The 18828-nt window shown below is 58.0% G+C and carries 17 protein-coding genes; 13 read left to right on the plus strand and 4 right to left on the minus strand.

Features of this window, described 5'->3' with window-relative positions; genetic code table 11:
* Positions 1 to 23: 23 nt before the first annotated feature.
* The 4 genes from rpoD to VNL17_12245 all read right to left on the minus strand — a co-directional run bounded on the left by rpoD (position 24) and on the right by VNL17_12245 (position 5114).
* Positions 24 to 1709, minus strand: a complete 1686-nt coding sequence (rpoD, locus tag VNL17_12230; GenBank protein HXI84844.1) for an RNA polymerase sigma factor RpoD — start codon at positions 1707 to 1709, stop codon at positions 24 to 26.
* A gap of 34 nt (positions 1710 to 1743) precedes the next feature.
* Positions 1744 to 3567 (minus strand): DNA primase, encoded by a 1824-nt coding sequence (dnaG, locus tag VNL17_12235; GenBank protein HXI84845.1) that lies wholly within the window; start codon positions 3565 to 3567, stop codon positions 1744 to 1746.
* A 3-nt stretch (positions 3568 to 3570) separates the two neighbouring features.
* The gene (locus tag VNL17_12240; GenBank protein HXI84846.1) at positions 3571 to 4143 is read right to left on the minus strand and encodes a CvpA family protein; all 573 of its coding nucleotides are present in this window, start codon (positions 4141 to 4143) and stop codon (positions 3571 to 3573) included.
* Positions 4144 to 4268: 125 nt separating this feature from the next.
* Positions 4269 to 5114, minus strand: a complete 846-nt coding sequence (locus tag VNL17_12245; protein ID HXI84847.1) for a DUF1570 domain-containing protein — start codon at positions 5112 to 5114, stop codon at positions 4269 to 4271.
* Positions 5115 to 5170: 56 nt separating this feature from the next.
* Between VNL17_12245 and lysS the strand changes: the two genes are divergently transcribed.
* From lysS to VNL17_12310, 13 genes are all read left to right on the plus strand, one after another.
* Entirely contained in the window at positions 5171 to 6658 is a 1488-nt protein-coding gene (gene lysS, locus VNL17_12250) for a lysine--tRNA ligase (GenBank protein ID HXI84848.1), read from the plus strand.
* Positions 6655 to 7890: an ABC transporter permease gene (locus VNL17_12255; GenBank protein HXI84849.1), complete on the plus strand. Its 1236-nt coding sequence runs from the start codon at positions 6655 to 6657 to the stop codon at positions 7888 to 7890. Before lysS ends, VNL17_12255 begins: the two co-directional genes overlap by 4 nt.
* Entirely contained in the window at positions 7883 to 8569 is a 687-nt protein-coding gene (locus VNL17_12260) for an ABC transporter ATP-binding protein (protein ID HXI84850.1), read from the plus strand. The genes VNL17_12255 and VNL17_12260 overlap by 8 nt, the downstream gene beginning before the upstream one ends.
* A 26-nt stretch (positions 8570 to 8595) precedes the next feature.
* Positions 8596 to 9471 carry a branched-chain-amino-acid transaminase gene (gene ilvE, locus VNL17_12265; protein HXI84851.1) on the plus strand — a complete coding sequence of 292 codons (876 nt, stop codon included), beginning with the start codon at positions 8596 to 8598 and terminating at the stop codon, positions 9469 to 9471.
* A 3-nt stretch (positions 9472 to 9474) separates the two neighbouring features.
* Entirely contained in the window at positions 9475 to 9984 is a 510-nt protein-coding gene (locus tag VNL17_12270; protein HXI84852.1) for a UvrB/UvrC motif-containing protein, read from the plus strand.
* A 7-nt stretch (positions 9985 to 9991) separates the two neighbouring features.
* Positions 9992 to 11101: a protein arginine kinase gene (locus tag VNL17_12275; protein HXI84853.1), complete on the plus strand. Its 1110-nt coding sequence runs from the start codon at positions 9992 to 9994 to the stop codon at positions 11099 to 11101.
* Between the two features lie 10 nt (positions 11102 to 11111).
* The gene (locus VNL17_12280; GenBank protein HXI84854.1) at positions 11112 to 13574 is read left to right on the plus strand and encodes an ATP-dependent Clp protease ATP-binding subunit; all 2463 of its coding nucleotides are present in this window, start codon (positions 11112 to 11114) and stop codon (positions 13572 to 13574) included.
* A 127-nt stretch (positions 13575 to 13701) separates the two neighbouring features.
* Complete coding sequence (locus VNL17_12285) at positions 13702 to 14487, plus strand: ABC transporter permease (protein ID HXI84855.1); 786 nt, start codon at positions 13702 to 13704, stop codon at positions 14485 to 14487.
* The gene (locus VNL17_12290) at positions 14484 to 15248 is read left to right on the plus strand and encodes an ABC transporter ATP-binding protein (GenBank protein HXI84856.1); all 765 of its coding nucleotides are present in this window, start codon (positions 14484 to 14486) and stop codon (positions 15246 to 15248) included. Before VNL17_12285 ends, VNL17_12290 begins: the two co-directional genes overlap by 4 nt.
* A complete protein-coding gene (locus VNL17_12295) occupies positions 15226 to 16254 on the plus strand; it encodes an MlaD family protein (protein HXI84857.1) in 1029 nt (342 codons plus the stop codon). The genes VNL17_12290 and VNL17_12295 overlap by 23 nt, the downstream gene beginning before the upstream one ends.
* Positions 16255 to 16340: 86 nt before the next feature.
* A complete protein-coding gene (locus VNL17_12300) occupies positions 16341 to 17396 on the plus strand; it encodes a PIN domain-containing protein (GenBank protein ID HXI84858.1) in 1056 nt (351 codons plus the stop codon).
* A gap of 20 nt (positions 17397 to 17416) precedes the next feature.
* Positions 17417 to 18100: a 2-C-methyl-D-erythritol 4-phosphate cytidylyltransferase gene (gene ispD / locus VNL17_12305; GenBank protein HXI84859.1), complete on the plus strand. Its 684-nt coding sequence runs from the start codon at positions 17417 to 17419 to the stop codon at positions 18098 to 18100.
* Positions 18097 to 18822 carry a peptidase E gene (locus VNL17_12310; GenBank protein HXI84860.1) on the plus strand — a complete coding sequence of 242 codons (726 nt, stop codon included), beginning with the start codon at positions 18097 to 18099 and terminating at the stop codon, positions 18820 to 18822. Before ispD ends, VNL17_12310 begins: the two co-directional genes overlap by 4 nt.
* The last annotated feature ends 6 nt before the right edge of the window (positions 18823 to 18828 follow it).

Genomic DNA, 18828 nt, shown 5'->3' on the forward strand with positions numbered 1-18828 from the left:
GTGGGAGGATGAAAAAGAGTTGGCTAGAAGCCCTGCGCTTGCAGGAAACCTTCGACCTGGCGCAGGCGCGTGGGGTGGCGCATCTTCCGCAGCGCTTTGGCTTCAATCTGGCGGATGCGCTCGCGGGTGACGCGGAATTGCCGGCCCACTTCTTCGAGCGTGCGACAGTAGCCGTCGCCCAAGCCGAAACGCAGTTGCAGCACCTTGCGCTCGCGCTCGGTCAGCGTGTCCAGCACGTCGTTGAGCTTTTCCTTGAGCAGCGAGTACGACGCCATGTCGGACGGGTTCTCGGCGGACTTGTCTTCGATGAGGTCGCCGAAACTGGTGTCCTCGCTGTCGCCGATGGGGGATTGCAGCGAAATCGGTTGCTGCGCCATCTTGAGCACGGCGCGGACGCGATCGACGGGCATCTGCATTTCTTCGGCGACTTCCTCGGGAACCGGTTCGCGGCCGAATTCCTGGAGCAACTGCTTTTGCACGCGCATCAACTTGTTGATCGTCTCGATCATGTGGACGGGGATGCGGATCGTGCGGGCCTGGTCGGCGATGGAGCGGGTGATGGCCTGGCGGATCCACCAGGTGGCGTACGTGGAAAACTTGTAGCCGCGGCGGTACTCGAATTTTTCCACAGCCTTCATCAGGCCCATGTTGCCTTCCTGAATCAGGTCGAGGAAGGAGAGGCCGCGGTTGGTGTACTTCTTGGCAATGGAAATCACGAGGCGCAGGTTGGCTTCCACCATCTCGCTCTTGGCCTGGACCGCTTTCTTCATCCACGACTTGAGTTCGTCGTGCGCCTTGATGAATTCCTCGGTGTTCATGCGCGAGCCCAGTTCGAGCTTCTTCAACTTGCGCTCTTCGTTGCGTTGGTCCGCATCGAGGGCGGGGGAGCGGCGCAACTTTTCCATCCGTTCGATCTGGAACAGCGCCTCATCGAATTTCTCTCGCACTTCGTTGGCCTTCTCGACAAATTCTTCAAGCACCTTTTGCTTGAAGAAGAACTTCTCGAACAACTTCTGGAGCGCCGTGTCGGACTTCTTGAAATCGCGCCGGAGTTTTTCGGTTTCTTTCTTATTGAGTCCCGACCGCGTCGCCTTGTCGTACTTCCCATCGACCACCAAGTCGGCCTTTTCTACCTGCGTGAGCAACCGCGGCAGCACGCGCATGTATTGCTCGCGGCTGTCGATTTTCTTGTCGATGATCACGCGGTCGAACCGCTCCTTGCCGTTGAGCAGGCGTTTCGCGAGCGCCATGTGCTCCTTGGCCGTGAAGCCGAAATTGTTGATGATCAACTTTACGTGGTTCTCGGCGGTCTCGATGCGCTTGGAAATTTCGACTTCCTGTTCGCGCGTGAGCAACGGCACCTGGCCCATCTGCTTGAGGTACATGCGCACCGGGTCATCAAGAATGTCGAGGCGGGAATCGACCTTGGCGGTCTCTTTTTCCTCCTCGGCCTCCCGCTTGAAACGGTCGACCTCCGAGGCGTCGATGATCTCGATATCCATCCCGCGAAGCTGGATCAGGATCGCGTCGAGTTCGTCGGGAGAGAGAATGCTCTCCGGCAGAATGTCGTTTACGTCGCCATAGGTCAGGTAGCCCTGTTCCTTGGCGAGCTTGATCAGCTCCCTGATCTTCTCGTTTTTCTCGTCGCGATCGAGCTTGGGTGGTTCGTGGACGGCGGGTTTCTTCCGATGATGATTATCCTTCGACATAATAAAAATAAATCTATGGCCAACGCCGGGTAAGCTACGGTTTCCCCTTCAAAAACGTGGCAATATGCCGCAGTCTGGAGTCCAAGTCAAGCAACTGTTGGTGCAGCGGGGCTGAATCTGCCGCGCTCAAACCGGGCTGCTGCAATTGCCGCCGCAACTCGCCCAGGCGCTGCTTCATCCAGCGCTGCTCCAGCGTCGCAAGGCAATCCGCTGCAGCCGCTTCCGGCTGTTTGACAGATTCCTGGTTCAACAGCAACTCCGAGACGAGCCGACTCGTCTGATCGCTCTGCGGTTGGTTGAGGAGCGAGTTCGGCCCGTTCCAGTTCCGTCCATTATAGAGGCGTAACGCGTCCTGGATTGTTTGCCCCGCGAGGCTGTTACTCAACCACGCCAAATCCAAGCGTTCCGCGGCTATCTCAATGATGCGTTCATCCGCCAGCATCGTTCGCAACAGCATCTCCTCCGCCGGCAACCCGCGCGGTCGTTCCTCATCGATGTCTGCCGCGTCATTCAACTCATCGTCACCGCCGGCAATGCCTGTGCGGTCGCGTCGACTACCCGTCAGTTTCGTGACCTCCTTGCGAAGGACGTCTTCGCCGATGTCGAGGCGCCTGGCGGTTTGCTGCGCATACGTCGCCAACAGGATCGGCGTCGGAATGCGCGCCAGCCATTCAGCCATTTGCCGCGCAATCTGCAGCTTGCCACGCTCCGTCCGCGGGTCGTGCTGCTGTGAAAGTCGGTCGAGCAGATACAGAAAAAAACTGGGCGCCTTGGTAACCAACTCCTTTAGCTTTTCCCCGCCGAAGGCTTTCACGTAGCTGTCGGGGTCGTGCCTGGGCGGCAGGACCGCCACGCGGATGACCACGCCCGCATCCCACAACGGCCCGGCGCTACGCACGATGGCGTTCTGGCCGGCCGCGTCGGCATCGAACATCAACACGACCTCTTCGGCGTAGCGCTTCAAGATGCGCGCGTGTTGTTCGGTGAGGGCGGTGCCTTGTGGCGCAACCACGTTTTCAACGCCCGCCTCGTGGCAGGAGATCGTATCGACCTGTCCTTCACAGACGATCGCATATTTTTCGTCGAGAATCGCACGCTTGGCCTTGTCGAGTGCGAAGAGGATGCGGCCTTTCTGGAAAATCGGCGTTTCCGGCGAGTTGACGTACTTTGGCTGGTCCTTGGCATCGGTCAGGATGCGACCGCTGAACCCGACCGCACGCCCTTGCTCGTCACAAATCGGAAACATCAACCGCCCGCGAAACCGGTCGTAGAATCCATCGCCCCGGTCACGTTGTAAAGCCAGGCCCCCCGCGGCCAGCAATTCCGCGGCAAGTTTCTTCGTTGCAGCATGCTGGATCAGCCCGTCCCAGGCATCGGGCGAGTAGCCGAGCCGCCATTTCTTGGCTGTCTCAGCGGTGATGCCGCGATTCTTCAGGTACTCGCGCGCGACCGCGGCGCTCGGTTCCTTCATGAGATTGTGATGGAAAAAATTCGCGGCAACTTCGTGCAGCACCAAAAGCTGATCCTTCTGGTCACGACCCGGGTCACCGGCGCGTTCCTCGTATTCCAGCTTGATACCGGCGCGTTCGGCCAGGCGGCGGACTGCGGTAAGGAAGTCGACGTTCTCGTACTTCATCACAAAACTGAACACGTTGCCGCCTTCGCCGCAGCCGAAGCAGTGCCAGATTTGCTTTGACGGATTCACATTGAAACTCGGGGTCTTCTCCTTGTGGAATGGGCAGAGGGCGCGAAAGTTCGCACCCGCCCGTTTCAGTGGGAAGTAGGAGCCGATCACCTCGACAACGTCGTTGTTTTGGCGAATTTGCTCGAGAACAGGTTCAGGAATTAAACCGGGCACAGCTTATTGAGTAACCGTTTCTGAATGTTGCGTATTGGTCGGGCTGTTTTCCTCGTGGGGCAGATCCGGCGGTCGGCTCGCCTTCGGCAACAGCCCGCCATGGTTCATCATTGCTCGTAACGCTGGGAGTTGGTCGAGAACCAGAGATCCAAAACGGGAGTTCATACCGACCTGATCGGCCAGGAAACCGCTCGTCGACAGGCTCAGGACCATCGTCACCCATGCCATAATCACCGCCATCCGAATCACCCCCGCGAAACCACCACCCACGTTTTCCAACAGTGCCCCGACCTTCAGTTCCTGCATCCGCTGGTGGGTCTTCAGACGGATTCCCAACGTGATCAAGTAAACCACCACGGCGATGCCCACAAAAGCAACAAGCTGCGCCGTCTCGTCGGACAGCGAAGAACTCATGCGGAGCCAGTCGCCCACGGATTCGTGGAACACCAAGGCAACCACGATCATCAACACCAGCCCTATGACGCGGATGATTTCACCCGTCAAGCCGGAATGGATACCACTCCACACGCCGTAGAACAGGGCGCCGACCACCACGATGTCGTACCAGTTCAGCATCCCGAAGCCAGTTCAACTTCCTGCATACCCGCGCTTCACGCTAGCGAAATCGACTGCAAAACTCTAGACATTTCGCAAAAACCGTCCACCAACAACACGGGAAGGCGCGGCGGATGCGTGGGACATCAATCCGTCTGGGGTTTCAGGTGCAAGATGTAGTCTTCAAAGTCGGCCTGCCAGCGGTTGATGTCCGACCCAAACTCCCTTTGCAAGCTTCGGACACTGTCATTACCAAACTTCAGGTCCTGTAGATAACGGCGAAACCGGCTCTGCTCGTACCGGTCATTGTTCGAATTCAGCAGGTAATAGACGAGTGCCCAACTCATCGGGTAGGCGACATTGGCGTTCGCATAAAAGGTGGGTTGGTCCCAGGAAACCAACTGCGCAATCGGCGGCGCCTTTTTGTTGAGGATCAGTGCCTGCGCGTACAGCAGCTTCGTGCGGCTGACCTGGCCCACGTTGAAATGCGAACCCGTGATGAAGCTGGTTTCAAAATACTGCGCCGTGCCCTCATTCAGCCACGTTGGGACCTGTAGTCCGAGTTCGTATCCAATGAATTGGTGAAACCCCTCGTGCGCCAGCACGCGCCACAAGTTCGGGTCCTGGTACGACACCACTTCATAGAACTGGTTGCCCGCCTCATCGGTCTTGAGATGACAGTAACCCGCGAGGCCCGCATGAGTCAACGAGACCACGTTCCCGGCATAGTTACGAAAATCCGTGACGTTATCGAACACGATCACGCGCGCGCCGGGTTTGCCGCCCCAGTTGCTGAAGAACTTTTCATACTGGCGCAGCATCTGGTTCATGAACATGTTGACCTCGAACGCCATTTGGTGTCCGCTCTGCGCGAAGACCTGGTAGCGTCCCTCGGTGACGTTGGGGAAATTGCCGACAAACGGCGCGGTCGTGTCCTGCGCGCGTGTCGCCGTCGTCCCCGCCAGTGCAAGGGCCGCCAGTAGGCTCCTCATTTTCACGCGGGAACCGTAGCGCAAGCACGCCGGGAATTCCAGCCCGTGAAGGCGAAATGTTTAGCGTTGCCCGCGCCGGGGACTGCGGCTATTCTTCGCACGGCATGGAACCCCAGGGTGAACTAACCAAACCACGTTTGGAAAAACGGCAGAAGCTGTTGGAGCTGGGGATCGACCCATACGGCGGGCGATACGAAGTGAGCGAATCGATCGGCTCCGCGCGCGCGAATGCCACACCCGACCGTGAGGTGCGGCTGGCCGGGCGCGTATTGAGCCACCGCGACATGGGCAAAAGCCTCTTCGCGGACATCAAGGACTCCACTGCGAAGATCCAAATTTACGTCCAGAAGCAGGCATTGGGCGAAGAGCAATTCGATCTCTTCAAACATTTCATCGATCTCGGCGACATCGTGGGCGTTAGCGGCAAGCTGTTCACGACCCATGCGGGCGAGTTGACCGTCAAGGTGGAGAGCGTGACGTTGTTGAGCAAGGCAATCCAGCCGCTCCCGAAGGAATGGTACGGCATCAAGGATGTCGAAACACGCTTGCGTCAACGCTATCTTGACTTGATCCTCAATGAAAGGTCCCGCGAGACGTTCCTGGCGCGCAGTCGGATCGTGGCGGAGATGCGCAAGTTTCTCGACGCGCGCGGCTTCATGGAAGTCGAAACGCCGATGATGCAGCCGCTTGCGGGCGGCGCGACGGCCAAGCCGTTCGAGACACATCACGAAGCCCTGAATATTGACCTATTCCTGCGGGTGGCGCCTGAGCTTTATCTCAAGCGATTGCTCGTCGGTGGTTTCGAGCGTATCTACGAGATCAACCGCAATTTTCGCAACGAAGGCATCTCGCGCCGCCATAATCCCGAGTTCACGATGCTCGAGGTCTATCAGGCGTATGGCGATTACGAGTCGATGATGGACCTGGCGCAGGGAATGATCGTGTCGGTCGCGGAGGCCATCACGGATTCATTGCTTATCCGCCGCGCCGATGGCCAGGAGATCGACCTGACGCCCCCGTGGCGTCGCGTGACGTACCGCGAGTTGGTCGAGGAGCGAATTGGCAACGAGTGGTTCACGCTCACGCCCGAGGATCGCAAGGCCCAAGCGATCACAATGGGAGTTGAAGTGACCGCCAATACGCCCGATTACGAAGTGACCAACTCGATTTTCGAAAAGATTATCGAGCCGTCGCTCATGAATCCCACGTTCGTGACACATCTCCCCGCCGAGTTGGTCGTGCTCGCAAAACCCAACCGCCAGGACCCAAGTGTCGTGGACGTGTTCGAGCTGATTATCAACGGCCAGGAGATTGCCCCCGCGTACTCTGAACTGAACGATCCCGTTGTCCAACGGGAGCGTTTACTGTCCCAGGCGGAAGGACACGCCGAGAAGCTTGACGAGGATTTTCTCCTGGCGCTGGAGCACGGCATGCCGCCAGCCGGCGGGATGGGCATGGGGATCGACCGGCTGGTCATGATGCTCACAGGCGCAGAAAGCATCCGCGATGTGATCCTCTTCCCGCTGATGCGGCCGCACACATGACACGACTGCCCTTCGAGCTTTTTCTCGGGCTCCGCTATCTCAAACCCAAGCGCACGTTCGTTTCCGTCATCACGCTCATCTCCCTGTCGGGGGTGGCGATTGGCGTGTGGGTACTCATCGTTGTCATCGCCGTGATGAGCGGTTTTGACCGCGAACTACGCGAAAAGCTCATGGGCATGCACGCCTATGTTACGGTGACATCGGGTGGCTTGATCGAGCACAGCGACAGACTGCTCCAAACAGTCCTAGAGACGCCGCACGTGAAGGCCGCGTCGCCGTTTGCGATGGGGCTGGTGATGATCGAGTTCGAACGCCGGAGGACGACGCCGTACCTCAAAGGCATTGATCCACAGCGCGAGGTGACGGTCAGCCAACTCGGCTCGTACATCAAGGAAGGTCGCCTCGACCTGATTGGTGACAAAGTAGTTATCGGCCGTGAGTTGGCCTCGCAGTACGGCATTTTCCTCGGTGACAAGATCACGGTCTATTCGCCGCGCAATCTCGAAAAAAAAGGCGAGGAAGTCTATCTCCCGATGGAGTTGACGGTCACCGGCATCTTCGAGTCGGGAATGTATGAGTACGATGTCGGCTTGATCTTCACATCTCTCGAAACCGCACAGGAACTTTACAGTTTGGGCAACGCCATCCACGGGATCGAGATTCGCACGGACGACCCGATCAATGGTTCCCGCGAGGTCGCAGATGCTCTGAACAAACAGCTCGCCCGTCCCCTCCGCGCGCAAACATGGGCGGAACTGAATCGGCGCTTGCTCGGGGCCATCCAGGTTGAAAAAACCACCATGTTTTTCATCTTGATCCTGGTAACGGTCGTCGCCGCATTTTGCATCATGTGCACGCTAATTACTGTCGCCGTACAAAAAACGAGGGAGATTGGTATCATCAAATCACTGGGTGGATCGTCATCAAAAATTTTACGGATCTTTTTATTGCAGGGTTTTTTCGTCGGCGTCGTGGGCATGACCGTAGGGGTCGCGCTGGGCCTGCTGACCATCGAGAATATCAATGTAATTCGGAGTTTTCTCTCGCATGTCTTTGGAGTCGAGTTGTTCCCGCCGGACATTTATAACTTCACCCAGATTCCGGCCTATCTGACCATGCGTGATCTGTTGGTCATCGGGGCTTCCGCTGTTGGAATTTGCACGTTGGGTGGAGTAATCCCAGCGTGGTGGGCTGCGCGCCTCGAACCCGTGGAGGCCCTACGCTATGAGTGAGGCTGGCGAGGACATTTTGGTTGCGAGCGGACTTCGCAAAAACTACACTCTCGGCTCGCAGGAAGTTGAGGTGTTACGCGGGATCGATGTGCGCGTGCGCCGTGGCGAAGCGCTGGTGATCGTCGGCGCCTCGGGGGCGGGGAAAAGCACGCTGCTGCATTTGCTGGGCGGATTGGATGCGCCATCCGCAGGCGACGTGAGCCTGGATGGCGCTTCGCTTTTTAGGATGCCAGGCGCGGCGCGAACCCGGCTGCGCAACGAGCGGCTGGGGTTCGTCTTCCAGTCGTACAATCTCCTGCCCGAACTGGATGCTTTGGAGAATGTTTGTCTGCCCGCCCTGCTGCAATCGCGGTCGCGCGACGGCGTGGCGGAGCGGGGGACCGAATTGCTGAAGGCTGTGGGTCTCGCCGGGCGCATGGAGCACCGGCCGGCGGAACTGAGCGGCGGTGAACAACAACGCGTGGCGATTGCGCGGGCCTTGATGAATCGGCCCAGCCTGGTGCTGGCGGACGAGCCGACGGGCAACCTGGATTCGAAGACAGGCGAATCGATTCTGGATCTGCTCTGGCGGTTGCGGGAGGATTCGGGGACGACGCTGGTGATGGTGACGCACGACGAGCATATCGCCACACGCGGCGAACGGGTGTTGGAGATTGCAGACGGCAGAATATTGGAGTAAATAGAGGCAGTATTGAGGAAAAGACTGTGAAGATTTTTTTGGATGGTAAATATGTTTCGGAAGACGAGGCGAAGATTTCGGTCTTTGACCACGGATTGTTGTATGGCGACGGTGTTTTTGAAGGAATCCGCGTGTACAACGGACGAATTTTCCGTCTCGACCAGCATCTGGATCGGCTCTTCAATTCGGCGAAAGCAATCATGCTGGCGATTCCGCTGGCGCGGGAGCAACTCGTCGAGGCGTGCTGCGAGACGTGCCGGCAGAACAAACTGAAAGACGGTTACATTCGGCTCGTCGTCACGCGCGGCGTCGGCTACCTCGGATTGAACCCGTTCCGTTGCAAGAACCCGACCATCTTCATTATCGCGGATCGAATTGAACTGTATCCCGAGGAAGCTTACCGCAAGGGGTTGAAGCTGATCACCGCGAGCACCCAGCGGACGAATCCGGCGGCAGTCAGTCCGTCGATCAAGTCGCTAAACTACCTCAATAATATCCTGGCGAAGATCGAAGCCGTGAACGCCGGCGTGGTCGAGGCAATTATGCTTAACGCACAGGGACATGTCGCTGAATGTACCGGCGATAACATTTTCATTGTCCGCGGCGGCAGGCTCGAAACGCCACCCGTCAGCGCGGGCGCGCTCATTGGCATCACGCGACAGGTCGTGATCGAGCTGGCCGCGAAGCGCAAGATTGTGGTCAGTGAGCCGAACCTGACGCGTTACGATCTGGCGACGGCGGACGAAGTTTTTCTCACGGGTACAGCGGCGGAGATCGTTCCCGTCTCGAGCATCGATGGGCGGATCATCGGTTCCGGGCGGCCGGGCCACCTGACCTTGAAATTGACGGAGGACTTCCGTAAGTTGACGCGTTCCGAGGGAACGCCGATCGGGGTGAAGTAACACATGGTCTGCGACATTTGCAAAAAAGCTGACGCGACAGTCTACCTCGCCAAGATTGTGGGAGGGAAGCTGTTGAAGGCGAATCTGTGCGAGACCTGCGCCAAAGAAAAGGGCGTGGAAGCATCCGCGGGCTTCGATGAAGATTTGCTGGTGGGGCTCGGGACGGACATCAAGGTCGAATCGCCGGGCGCACAATGTTCTGTTTGTGGCTTCAGCCACGCGGATTTCAAGAAGACCGGGCGGCTCGGTTGCAGCGCGTGTTGGGAAACCTTCGAGGTCGGGCTCGCATCGCTGTTGAAGGCGATGCACAAGGGGGATCATCACATCGGCAAGGTGCCGACGAAGGCGATGCACACGCTGGTGTTGAGCGGGAAGATCCGCGAGCTCTCGGAACAGTTGGAGAAGGCGGTGAGCGAGGAAAAGTATGAGGACGCGGCGCAGGTTCGCGACGAGATTCGCGAGCTTGAGGCGAAGTTAAAAAAAACGGGGAGCGCGGTGCGTTCTTCGGAGTAATGCGAACATGAAGATCGAGGATTTGCTGAAAAGCCCGGGAGAATGGGTCAAGGCCGACGGACCCAACTGCAAGATCGTCATGTCGTCACGGGTCCGTTTTGCGCGGAACATTCGCGATTTCCCGTTCCCCGGCTGGGCCAAAAAGGCCGAGCGCCAGAAACTGCTGGGGATGATCCAGCCGGTGGTGGAAAGCCTGCCGGAGATGGCCGACCACTTCGGCGACTCGATGGACAACATCAGCGCGATTCACAAGCAGGTGCTGGTGGAGCGGCATCTCATTAGCCGCGAGCACGCGGCCAAAAATGTCGGCAGCGGGGTGGTCATTAATGACCGTGAGACGATCAGCGTCATGATCAACGAGGAAGACCACCTGCGTATGCAGACCATCAAGTCGGGCCTGCAGCTCAAGAATATTTTCAAGATTATCGACAAAGTTGACACGGAACTGGAAGAACATCTTGATTATGCGTTCACACCGAAGCTGGGTTACCTCACGGCGTGCCCGACAAACGTGGGTACGGCGATGCGCGGTTCGGCCATGGTGCATCTGCCGGGCATGGTCTTGAGCGACCAAATCAACCAGGTCGTGCAGGCTGTCAATAAACTGGGCCTGGCGGTGCGAGGTTTGTATGGGGAAGGAACAGAAGCGCTTGGGAATGTCTTCCAAGTCTCCAATCAGACGACCTTGGGCGAAAAAGAGTCGGAAGTGATCGAGCGCCTTAACAAGGTAATTTTGCAGATTATTGAGCACGAGGAGAATGCGCGGGTCACGCTGCTTGAAAAGAAGCCCAAACTGGTTTATGATCAAATCGGTAGGGCGTATGGCATTCTAAGCAATGCACATACAATCAGCTCCAAAGAGGCACTCAACCTGCTTAGTCTGGTACGTATGGGGGTAGATTTAGAGATGTTTCCGGCGACAGCGCGGGTCACGGTGGATGAAATGTTCATCCTCTCGCAGCCAGCGCACGTCCAAAAAGCTGCCGCACGCAAGTTGTCTGCCGAGGAACGCGACATTGCGCGGGCCGAACTGATCCGCGCGCAGTTGGCGGGAATTTCAAAACCGAATCTGAGCGACCGGCCGCCCCTGGAGAGCGGTACAGTCGAACCAGAATGAGAGGAGGGTGATGGAAATGAACAATTTCACGCCGCGAGCACAACAGGTGCTCGCGTTGGCCCGCAAGGAAGCGGACCGGTTCAACCACAACTATGTGGGCACTGAGCATCTGCTGCTCGGTCTGATTAAGCTGGGCCAGGGCGTTGCGGTCAACGTTCTCCAGAAGATGGGCCTGGATCTCGAGACCGTCCGCATGGAAGTGGAGAAACAAATCGGCACCGGCCCCGAGACCAAGATGGTCGGCAACATTCCCTACACCCCGCGGGTGAAGAAGGTCCTCGCGCTGGCGCAGAAGGAAGCGAAGCAACTCAATCACAACTACGTGGGCACTGAGCACATCCTGCTCGGCCTGCTCCGCGAAGGTGAAGGCGCCGCCGCGCGTATCCTGAAGTCGCTCGACGTTGATATCGAGCGGTGCCGCAATGAGATTCTCAAGGAGCTCGATCCCAATTTCACCCCGAGCGAAGGTGGTGTCGAAGAAGGCGAAGCCGGCGGCGGCAAGAAGGAAATGAAGACGCCAGCCCTGCGCATGTTCGGACGCGACCTGACCGAATTGGCCCGCAAAAACGAACTTGACCCGGTCGTGGGCCGCCAGAATGAAATCGAGCGCGTCATCCAGATTTTGTGCCGTCGCACAAAGAACAACCCCGTGCTGCTCGGCGAAGCGGGCGTTGGTAAGACCGCGATCGTGGAAGGCCTCGCGCAGGAAGTTGCCAAGGGCAATGTCCCCGAGATTTTGCGCGACAAGCGGGTTGTGACCCTCGACCTAGCGTTGATGGTGGCGGGAACGAAGTACCGCGGCCAGTTCGAAGAGCGTATCAAGGCCGTCATGGACGAGATCAAGCGCTCGAAGAACGTCATTCTCTTTGTCGATGAATTGCACACCATTGTCGGCGCCGGTTCCGCCGAAGGCGCGATGGACGCCAGCAATATCATCAAGCCTGCGCTCTCGCGGGGCGAGTTGCAGGTGGTCGGCGCAACCACGATGAACGAATACCGCAAGTACATCGAGAAGGACGCTGCTTTGGAACGCCGTTTCCAAACCGTCGTGGTGGAGCCACCGACCGTGGAGCAGACCGTCGAGATCCTGAAGGGTCTGCGTCCAAAGTACGAGGAGCATCATCGCGCCAAATTCTCGGACGAAGCTCTGCTATCGGCTTCACGGCTTTCGGACCGGTACATCACCGGCCGATTCCTACCCGACAAGGCAATTGACGTCATGGACGAAGCCGGCGCCCGCGCCCGCATTCAATCGATGACGCGACCGCCGAATATCCAGGATTCGGAGCGCGACATCGAAAAGATCAAAGAAGAAAAAGAGGCAGCGATCAAAGCGCAGGACTTTGAATTGGCCGCCAGTCTGCGTGACAAAGAAAAGCACGCGCGGGAAAATCTGGAACAGACACTCGCGGAATGGCGCCAGGCGCGCGATGAGAAGCAGATTGTCATTACTGAAGACGACATCATGCAGATTGTCGCCAAATGGACCGGCATACCCCTAAGCCGCATGGAACAGAAGGATGCCGAGAAGTTGCTCCAGATGGAGGCCGAACTGCGCAAGACAGTCATCGGCCAGGACGAGGCTGTCGTGGCGATCAGCAAGGCGCTACGCCGCAGCCGCGCCGACCTCAAGGACCCGAACCGTCCCATCGGCTCGTTTGTGTTCCTTGGCCCGACTGGCGTGGGCAAGACATTGATGGCCCGTGCGCTCGCGGAGTTCATGTTCGGCGATCAGGACGCGCTCATCCAACTCGATATGAGCGAGTACATGGAGAAATTCAACGTCTCGCGTCTCGTCGGCTCGCCTCCGGGCTACGTCGGATATGAAGAAGGCGGCCAATTGACGGAACGCGTGCGTCGCCGCCCATATTCGGTCGTGCTATTTGACGAAATCGAGAAGGCGCATCCTGACGTTATGAACATGCTCTTGCAAATTCTGGAGGATGGTCATCTGACCGACGCGCTCGGTCGCAAGGTGGACTTCCGCAACTGCGCTGTCATCATGACCTCGAACATCGGCGCCGACACGATTCGCAAGGCGGGTGAACTTGGTTTCGCGCCCGCGAAGGAAGAACACGTGTACGGAGATATGAAGGGCAAGCTGCTCGAGGAAGCCAAGCGCGCGTTCAAGCCTGAATTCATGAATCGCCTCGATGATGTCATTGTTTTCCACACTCTGACCAAGGCTGATATGGGCCAGATCGTCCATCTCGAGGTCGAGAAGGTCAAGAGTCGCCTCAAGTACAAGGACGTTGAGATCAGCCTCACGTCGGCAGCGACCGACTTCCTGATTGAGAAGGGCTACGATCCGCAGTTTGGCGCGCGTCCCTTGCGTCGCGCGGTGGAAAAATACCTGCAGGACCCGCTTGCCGAGGAAATCCTGCGCGGCAATATCAAGCCGAGCGAGACGATCGAAATCACTGTCGGCGACGGCAAGCTGGATTTCAACCAGCTCGCCGCCAGCGCCAGCTAGAAATAGTTGTTGCTTCACAAGAGGCCGTCCCGGAGAAGCCCGGGGCGGCTTCTGGCTTTCGAGGAGGCGCGGCCTGTCCCTACGGCGGGCTTGCAACGGTCTGACCACTTCCTTATGCTGCCGCGACATGACTGCTGCACTGGCCAGTTTCCGGGAGGTGATGCTCGACCAACTCAATCAGTTGGGCGCGCTGCTGCTGCTCCTGATCGACATCTTCAAGACCGCGTTTTCGAAGCGGCCACGTTGGGCGGAAATGATCGAGCAGATCTACAAGATCGGCTGGCAATCACAGGCTGTCGTCGTCATCACCGGCGCGTTCACGGGAATGGTGTTTGCCGATCAAATCTACAACCAGTTTCACAAGGTGAAAATGGACACGGCGGTTGGCCCGGTCGTGAGCGTGGCCATGACCCGCGAGCTGGCCCCGGTCTTGACGGCGTTGATGGTTGCCGGACGCGTGGGGGCGGCGATCGCAGCGGAACTGGGCACGATGAAAGTCACGGAGCAGTTGGATGCGCTGCGTTCGATGGGAACGGCCCCGGTTGATTATCTGGCGGTGCCACGGTTCCTGGCGCTGCTGTTGGCGTTGCCGCTGCTGACAGCGGAGGCGATGTTCTTTGGGATTTTCAGCGGCTATCTGATCGGGGTGGACATGCTGGGGATCGATAAGGCGTATTTTCTGACGAACATGTACAAGTTCACGTCAGCGAAAGATGTGATGAGCGGCCTGATCAAGTCCGTCTTCTTCGCCATATTTATCGGGTTGATCTCCTGTTACAAGGGTTTCCACGCTGGCGAAGGAGCCGAGGGCGTCGGGCGCGCCACGACGCAGGCCGTCGTGGTGTCTTCGCTGACGGTCCTAATCGCCAATTTCTTCATTGCGGTGTTGTTCAACGCGATCATTCCGCCATGATCAACATTGAGGGATTGTGGAAAAGCTTTGGCAGCGCGGAGGTCTTGCGCGGCGTGGACTTGGAAATTCCCGACGGCGAGACCGTCGTCATCATCGGACGTAGCGGCGGCGGCAAAAGTGTGCTATTGAAACACCTTTGCGGGTTGCTCAAGCCAGACAAGGGCAAAGTCCTGGTCGACGGCGTGGACATTGTGCCGCTGGACGAAGAAGAAATAACGCCGATCCGCAAGGAATTTGGTTTTCTCTTCCAGAGCGCGGCGCTCTTCGACTCGATGACGCTGTACGACAACGTGGCGTTTCCGCTGCGCGAGGAACACCTTCCCGAGGCCGAGGTCCGGAAGCGCGTCGAGAGAGCGTTGACCATCGTGGATTTATTGAAGGCCGAAGACAAGAAACCAGCCGAACTCAGCGGCGGCATGCGCAAGCGCGCGGGTTTGGCGCGCGCGGTCGTGGCCGACCCGAAGTACGTGCTCTACGATGAGCCGACGACGGGGCTGGATCCCATTCGCGCCGACAATATCAACCAGTTGATCCGGTGCCTGCATGATCAATTACACGTCACCGGGGTCGCCGTGACGCATGACATGGTTAGTGCGTACAGGATTGCGGATCGTATCGCGATGTTGCACGAGGGAAAGATCCATGTGGTCGGGACCCCAAAAGAGATCCAGGCGACGCAAGACCCCGTCGTGAGGCAATTCATTACAGGCGTGGGTGACGAAACTCAGGAGGTGCAGCGTGGCACAGCAACGGTTCACTGAACTCAGAGTGGGTATTTTTGTGGTGATCTGCCTGGCGTTGGTCGCTGGCTTGATCCTCAAGTTTGGCAAGTACGAGCGGTTGGCGACGAAGACCTACCAGATTACCGTCGTCTTCGCAAACGTCGGAGGCATCGTCAAGGATGCCAGTGTGCTCTACGGTGGGATCGCCGTCGGCAAGGTGCGCGACATCACGCTCGACGAGGAAGGCATGCTAAAAATCTACGTCAAACTGGATATTTATCAGACAGTGAAGATCCGGAGCGATGCCCGATTCGTTATTAACCAATCCGGACTGCTCGGGGACCGCTATGTCGACGTGGTTCCCCAGGGGGCGACCAACGCGTTCCTCGAAGCGGGGGCCACTGTCCAGGGATCTGCAAGCGCAGATCTGACCGAGGCAATCCATGGTGTTGCCGAGGTGTTGCATCAAGCGTCCGGGACAATCGAACGGGTGGACAAGGCCATTCAACGCATCGACGAGACAGTGTTGAGCCGCCAGAGCCTGGACCATATCGACGCGTCGCTGGTCAACCTCGACGTGGCCAGCAGTAACGCCGTCGGCTTGACGTTAAGCCTGCGCAACATTGTCGATGAGAACCGCGGTAAAGTGGACAATACGCTGACACGGTTCTCGGACGCCGCCGATAATCTCAGCAAGACCGCCAGTAATGTCGACCAACTTGTCAGCGCGAATCAGGATGACATCCGCGCGGCGATGAAAAACCTGGCCGAAAGCACCGCACGGGTGAACGATATTCTCGCGCGACTGGAGAAGGGTGAGGGAACCGTCGGTAAATTGCTCGTCGATCCAACGTTGCATGACGAAATTGTGCACCTCGTACAAAATTGGCGCAAATACGGCCTCCTGTACAAGGAGGGCAACCGGCCGACCCCGAAAACCATCGAGGAACCGAGGCGCGGTACTGTTCCGCAACCTGCACGACCCGTCCAAAGCGGCGGCGGAACCCTTATTTTCGGCACGGACTCCACGCCGCCGTCCAGGTAGCCGGACGCCCGCCGGGAATTATTCTCTGGCCTTAAACCTGCTGCTTTTGCTCCCCGAGAGATGGGTTTAGAGCTATGACGCTGTTAATGTTAAGAATCTTTTTCCTGATCCTCTGTGTGATGGGGAGTTGGTCCATCTCGCAGTTGGAGGATCAGTGGGCACAGCACCCCGTTATCGCCATCCTGATCGGCCTGGTCGGCGGTGGCGCGTTCATCGGTATCGACAAGGCCCTGAAAGGCTTCTCGTTGCGTGGGCTCTCGGCCGCCACGTTTGGCATTCTCGTCGGATTCACGATCAGCTACTTCATTGGTAATTCGGTTTTGTTCAAGTTCATCGACGAAGAGCCGAAACTGATTGCGCAGATTGTCATGTACGTGGTCGGCACCTATCTCGCGATGGTGATCGCGCTACGCGCCAAGGACGAGTTCAACCTCGTTATCCCTTACGTGAAGTTCATCAAGGAGAACAAACCCGAGCGGCTCGTGTTGCTCGACACCAATATCATCATCGACGGCCGCATCCAGGAAGTTTGCCTGACCGGCTTTCTCGATGCTGTGTTCATCGTGCCACGGTTTGTACTCGATGAATTGCAGTACATCGCCGACGCCGGGGATGAAATCAAGCGTGTGCGCGGACGCCGCGGCCTCGAAGTGCTCAAGATGCTCCAGCTCAACCCGCGCGTGGAAGTGAAGTTCCATGAGAACGAACTGCCCGACGTGAAGGAAGTGGACGCCAAGCTGGTGCAGTTGGCCAAGATGCTGCCGGCCGAGATTCTAACCAATGACTACAACCTCAATCGGATTGCCGAGCTGCAGCACGTGAGGGTACTCAACCTTCACGAACTTTCCAAGTCTTTGCGCCCTGTCGTTTTGCCGGGCGAGAAGCTCACGGTTCGCCTCATCAAGGAGGGGCGCGAACCGCAACAAGCCATCGCCTATCTCGACGACGGGACGATGATCGTCGTGAACCATGCCCGCCAGTTCGTGGGCCACGAGATCGAGGTCACCGTCGCCAGTGTGTTGCAAACGGCCGCGGGCCGCATGGCGTTTGCTGAAGTGGTCAATGGCAATGCCGGGTACACCGGCCACACCGAGGCCGGGTCGCCCGCCGAAGAGCGGGGCAGGCTTGCTCCTGTAAACTGAGTTCTGTTAGTCTCCCGCACATGGTTACGGCCATCGTGCTGGCTGCCGGGCGCTCGACGCGAATGGGCGGCGGCTCCAACAAGCAATTCATCGAACTTCTCGGTAAACCGATCATTTGCTACTCGCTGGCGGCGTTTGAGCTGTGCGGTGCGGTCGATACGGTCATCCTCGTGCGCCGTCCCGATTATGCGCAAGAGGCGGAGCAGATCGTTCGCGAGTTCGGCTTCCAGAAAGTGGTCGCTGTTACCGATGGCGGCGTCGAGCGCCAGAACTCAGTGTGGAACGGCCTGGAGAAATGTGATCCTGCCACGGAAATTGTCGCGGTCCACGACGGCGCCCGGCCCTTGGTGACTTCAGCACTGATTGCATCGACCATTGCCAGCGCCCGCTCTTTCGAGACAGGGATTGCAGCTACGAAGGTTGTCGATACGATCAAGGAAGTTAACGACGATAAGACTGTTGTCCGCACGGTGGATCGCACGAGGCTGTGGGCGGTCCAGACGCCGCAGACGGTGCGTTATGCGTTGCTCAAGGAAGCATACACGAAAATATTTGCGGATAAGGCCCTGGTGACGGATGAAGCGGCTGCGGTCGAGTCGCTGGGCCAGAAAGTTCATTTGGTCGAGACACCGTTTCTGAATCTGAAGATCACCATGTCATCGGATCTGGCCATGGCTGAGGCATTACTTCGGGTGCGGTCATGACAAAGAGGCACATTGTGGCATTAGGCGGTGGGGGCTTCAGCGACGAGCCCGACAATCCTGTGTTGGATGATTTTATTTTTGGATTGTCAGGTAAACGTCGCCCGAAAATCTGTTTTCTGGGTACCGCCACTGGCGATAGTGATAGCTACTTTCAGAAATTCTACAACGCAATGGCCCGGCGTAAATGCGAAGCCTCGCACCTCGGACTTTTCAAGCGAACCCATTTGGACGCCGCGAAGTTCTTGCTGCGGCAAGATGTGATCTATGTCGGGGGCGGAAACACGGCCAATATGCTGGCGATTTGGCGCGTTCATGGTGTTGATCGTGCGCTACGGGAAGCCTGGCGGCGGGGGATTGTCCTGGCGGGTATCAGCACGGGGGCCAATTGCTGGTTTGAAGCGTGCAGCACGGATTCATTTGGACCGCTGGCGCCTTTGCGTGATGGCTTGGGGCTGTTGCCAGGGTCAGTGTGTCCGCATTACGACGGGGAGAAGCAGCGCCGACCAACATTGATTCGTTTTATTGCCAAGGGTCAACTCCCCGATGGATTTGCCCTCGATGACGGCGCTGCCGCGCATTTTGTCGGCCGGCGGTTTGTCGAAGCCGTGAGTTCGCGACCACGGGCGAAAGCGTACCGCGTGTTTCGGGTCGGAAAGCGGGTTGTGGAAGAGGTCCTGCCCACGCGATTTCTCGGCGTTGCTTCACATGCGGGGGTAGGGTAAGCTCCG

This window comes from Verrucomicrobiia bacterium (assembly GCA_035577545.1).
Lineage (GTDB): Bacteria > Verrucomicrobiota > Verrucomicrobiia > Palsa-1439 > Palsa-1439 > Palsa-1439.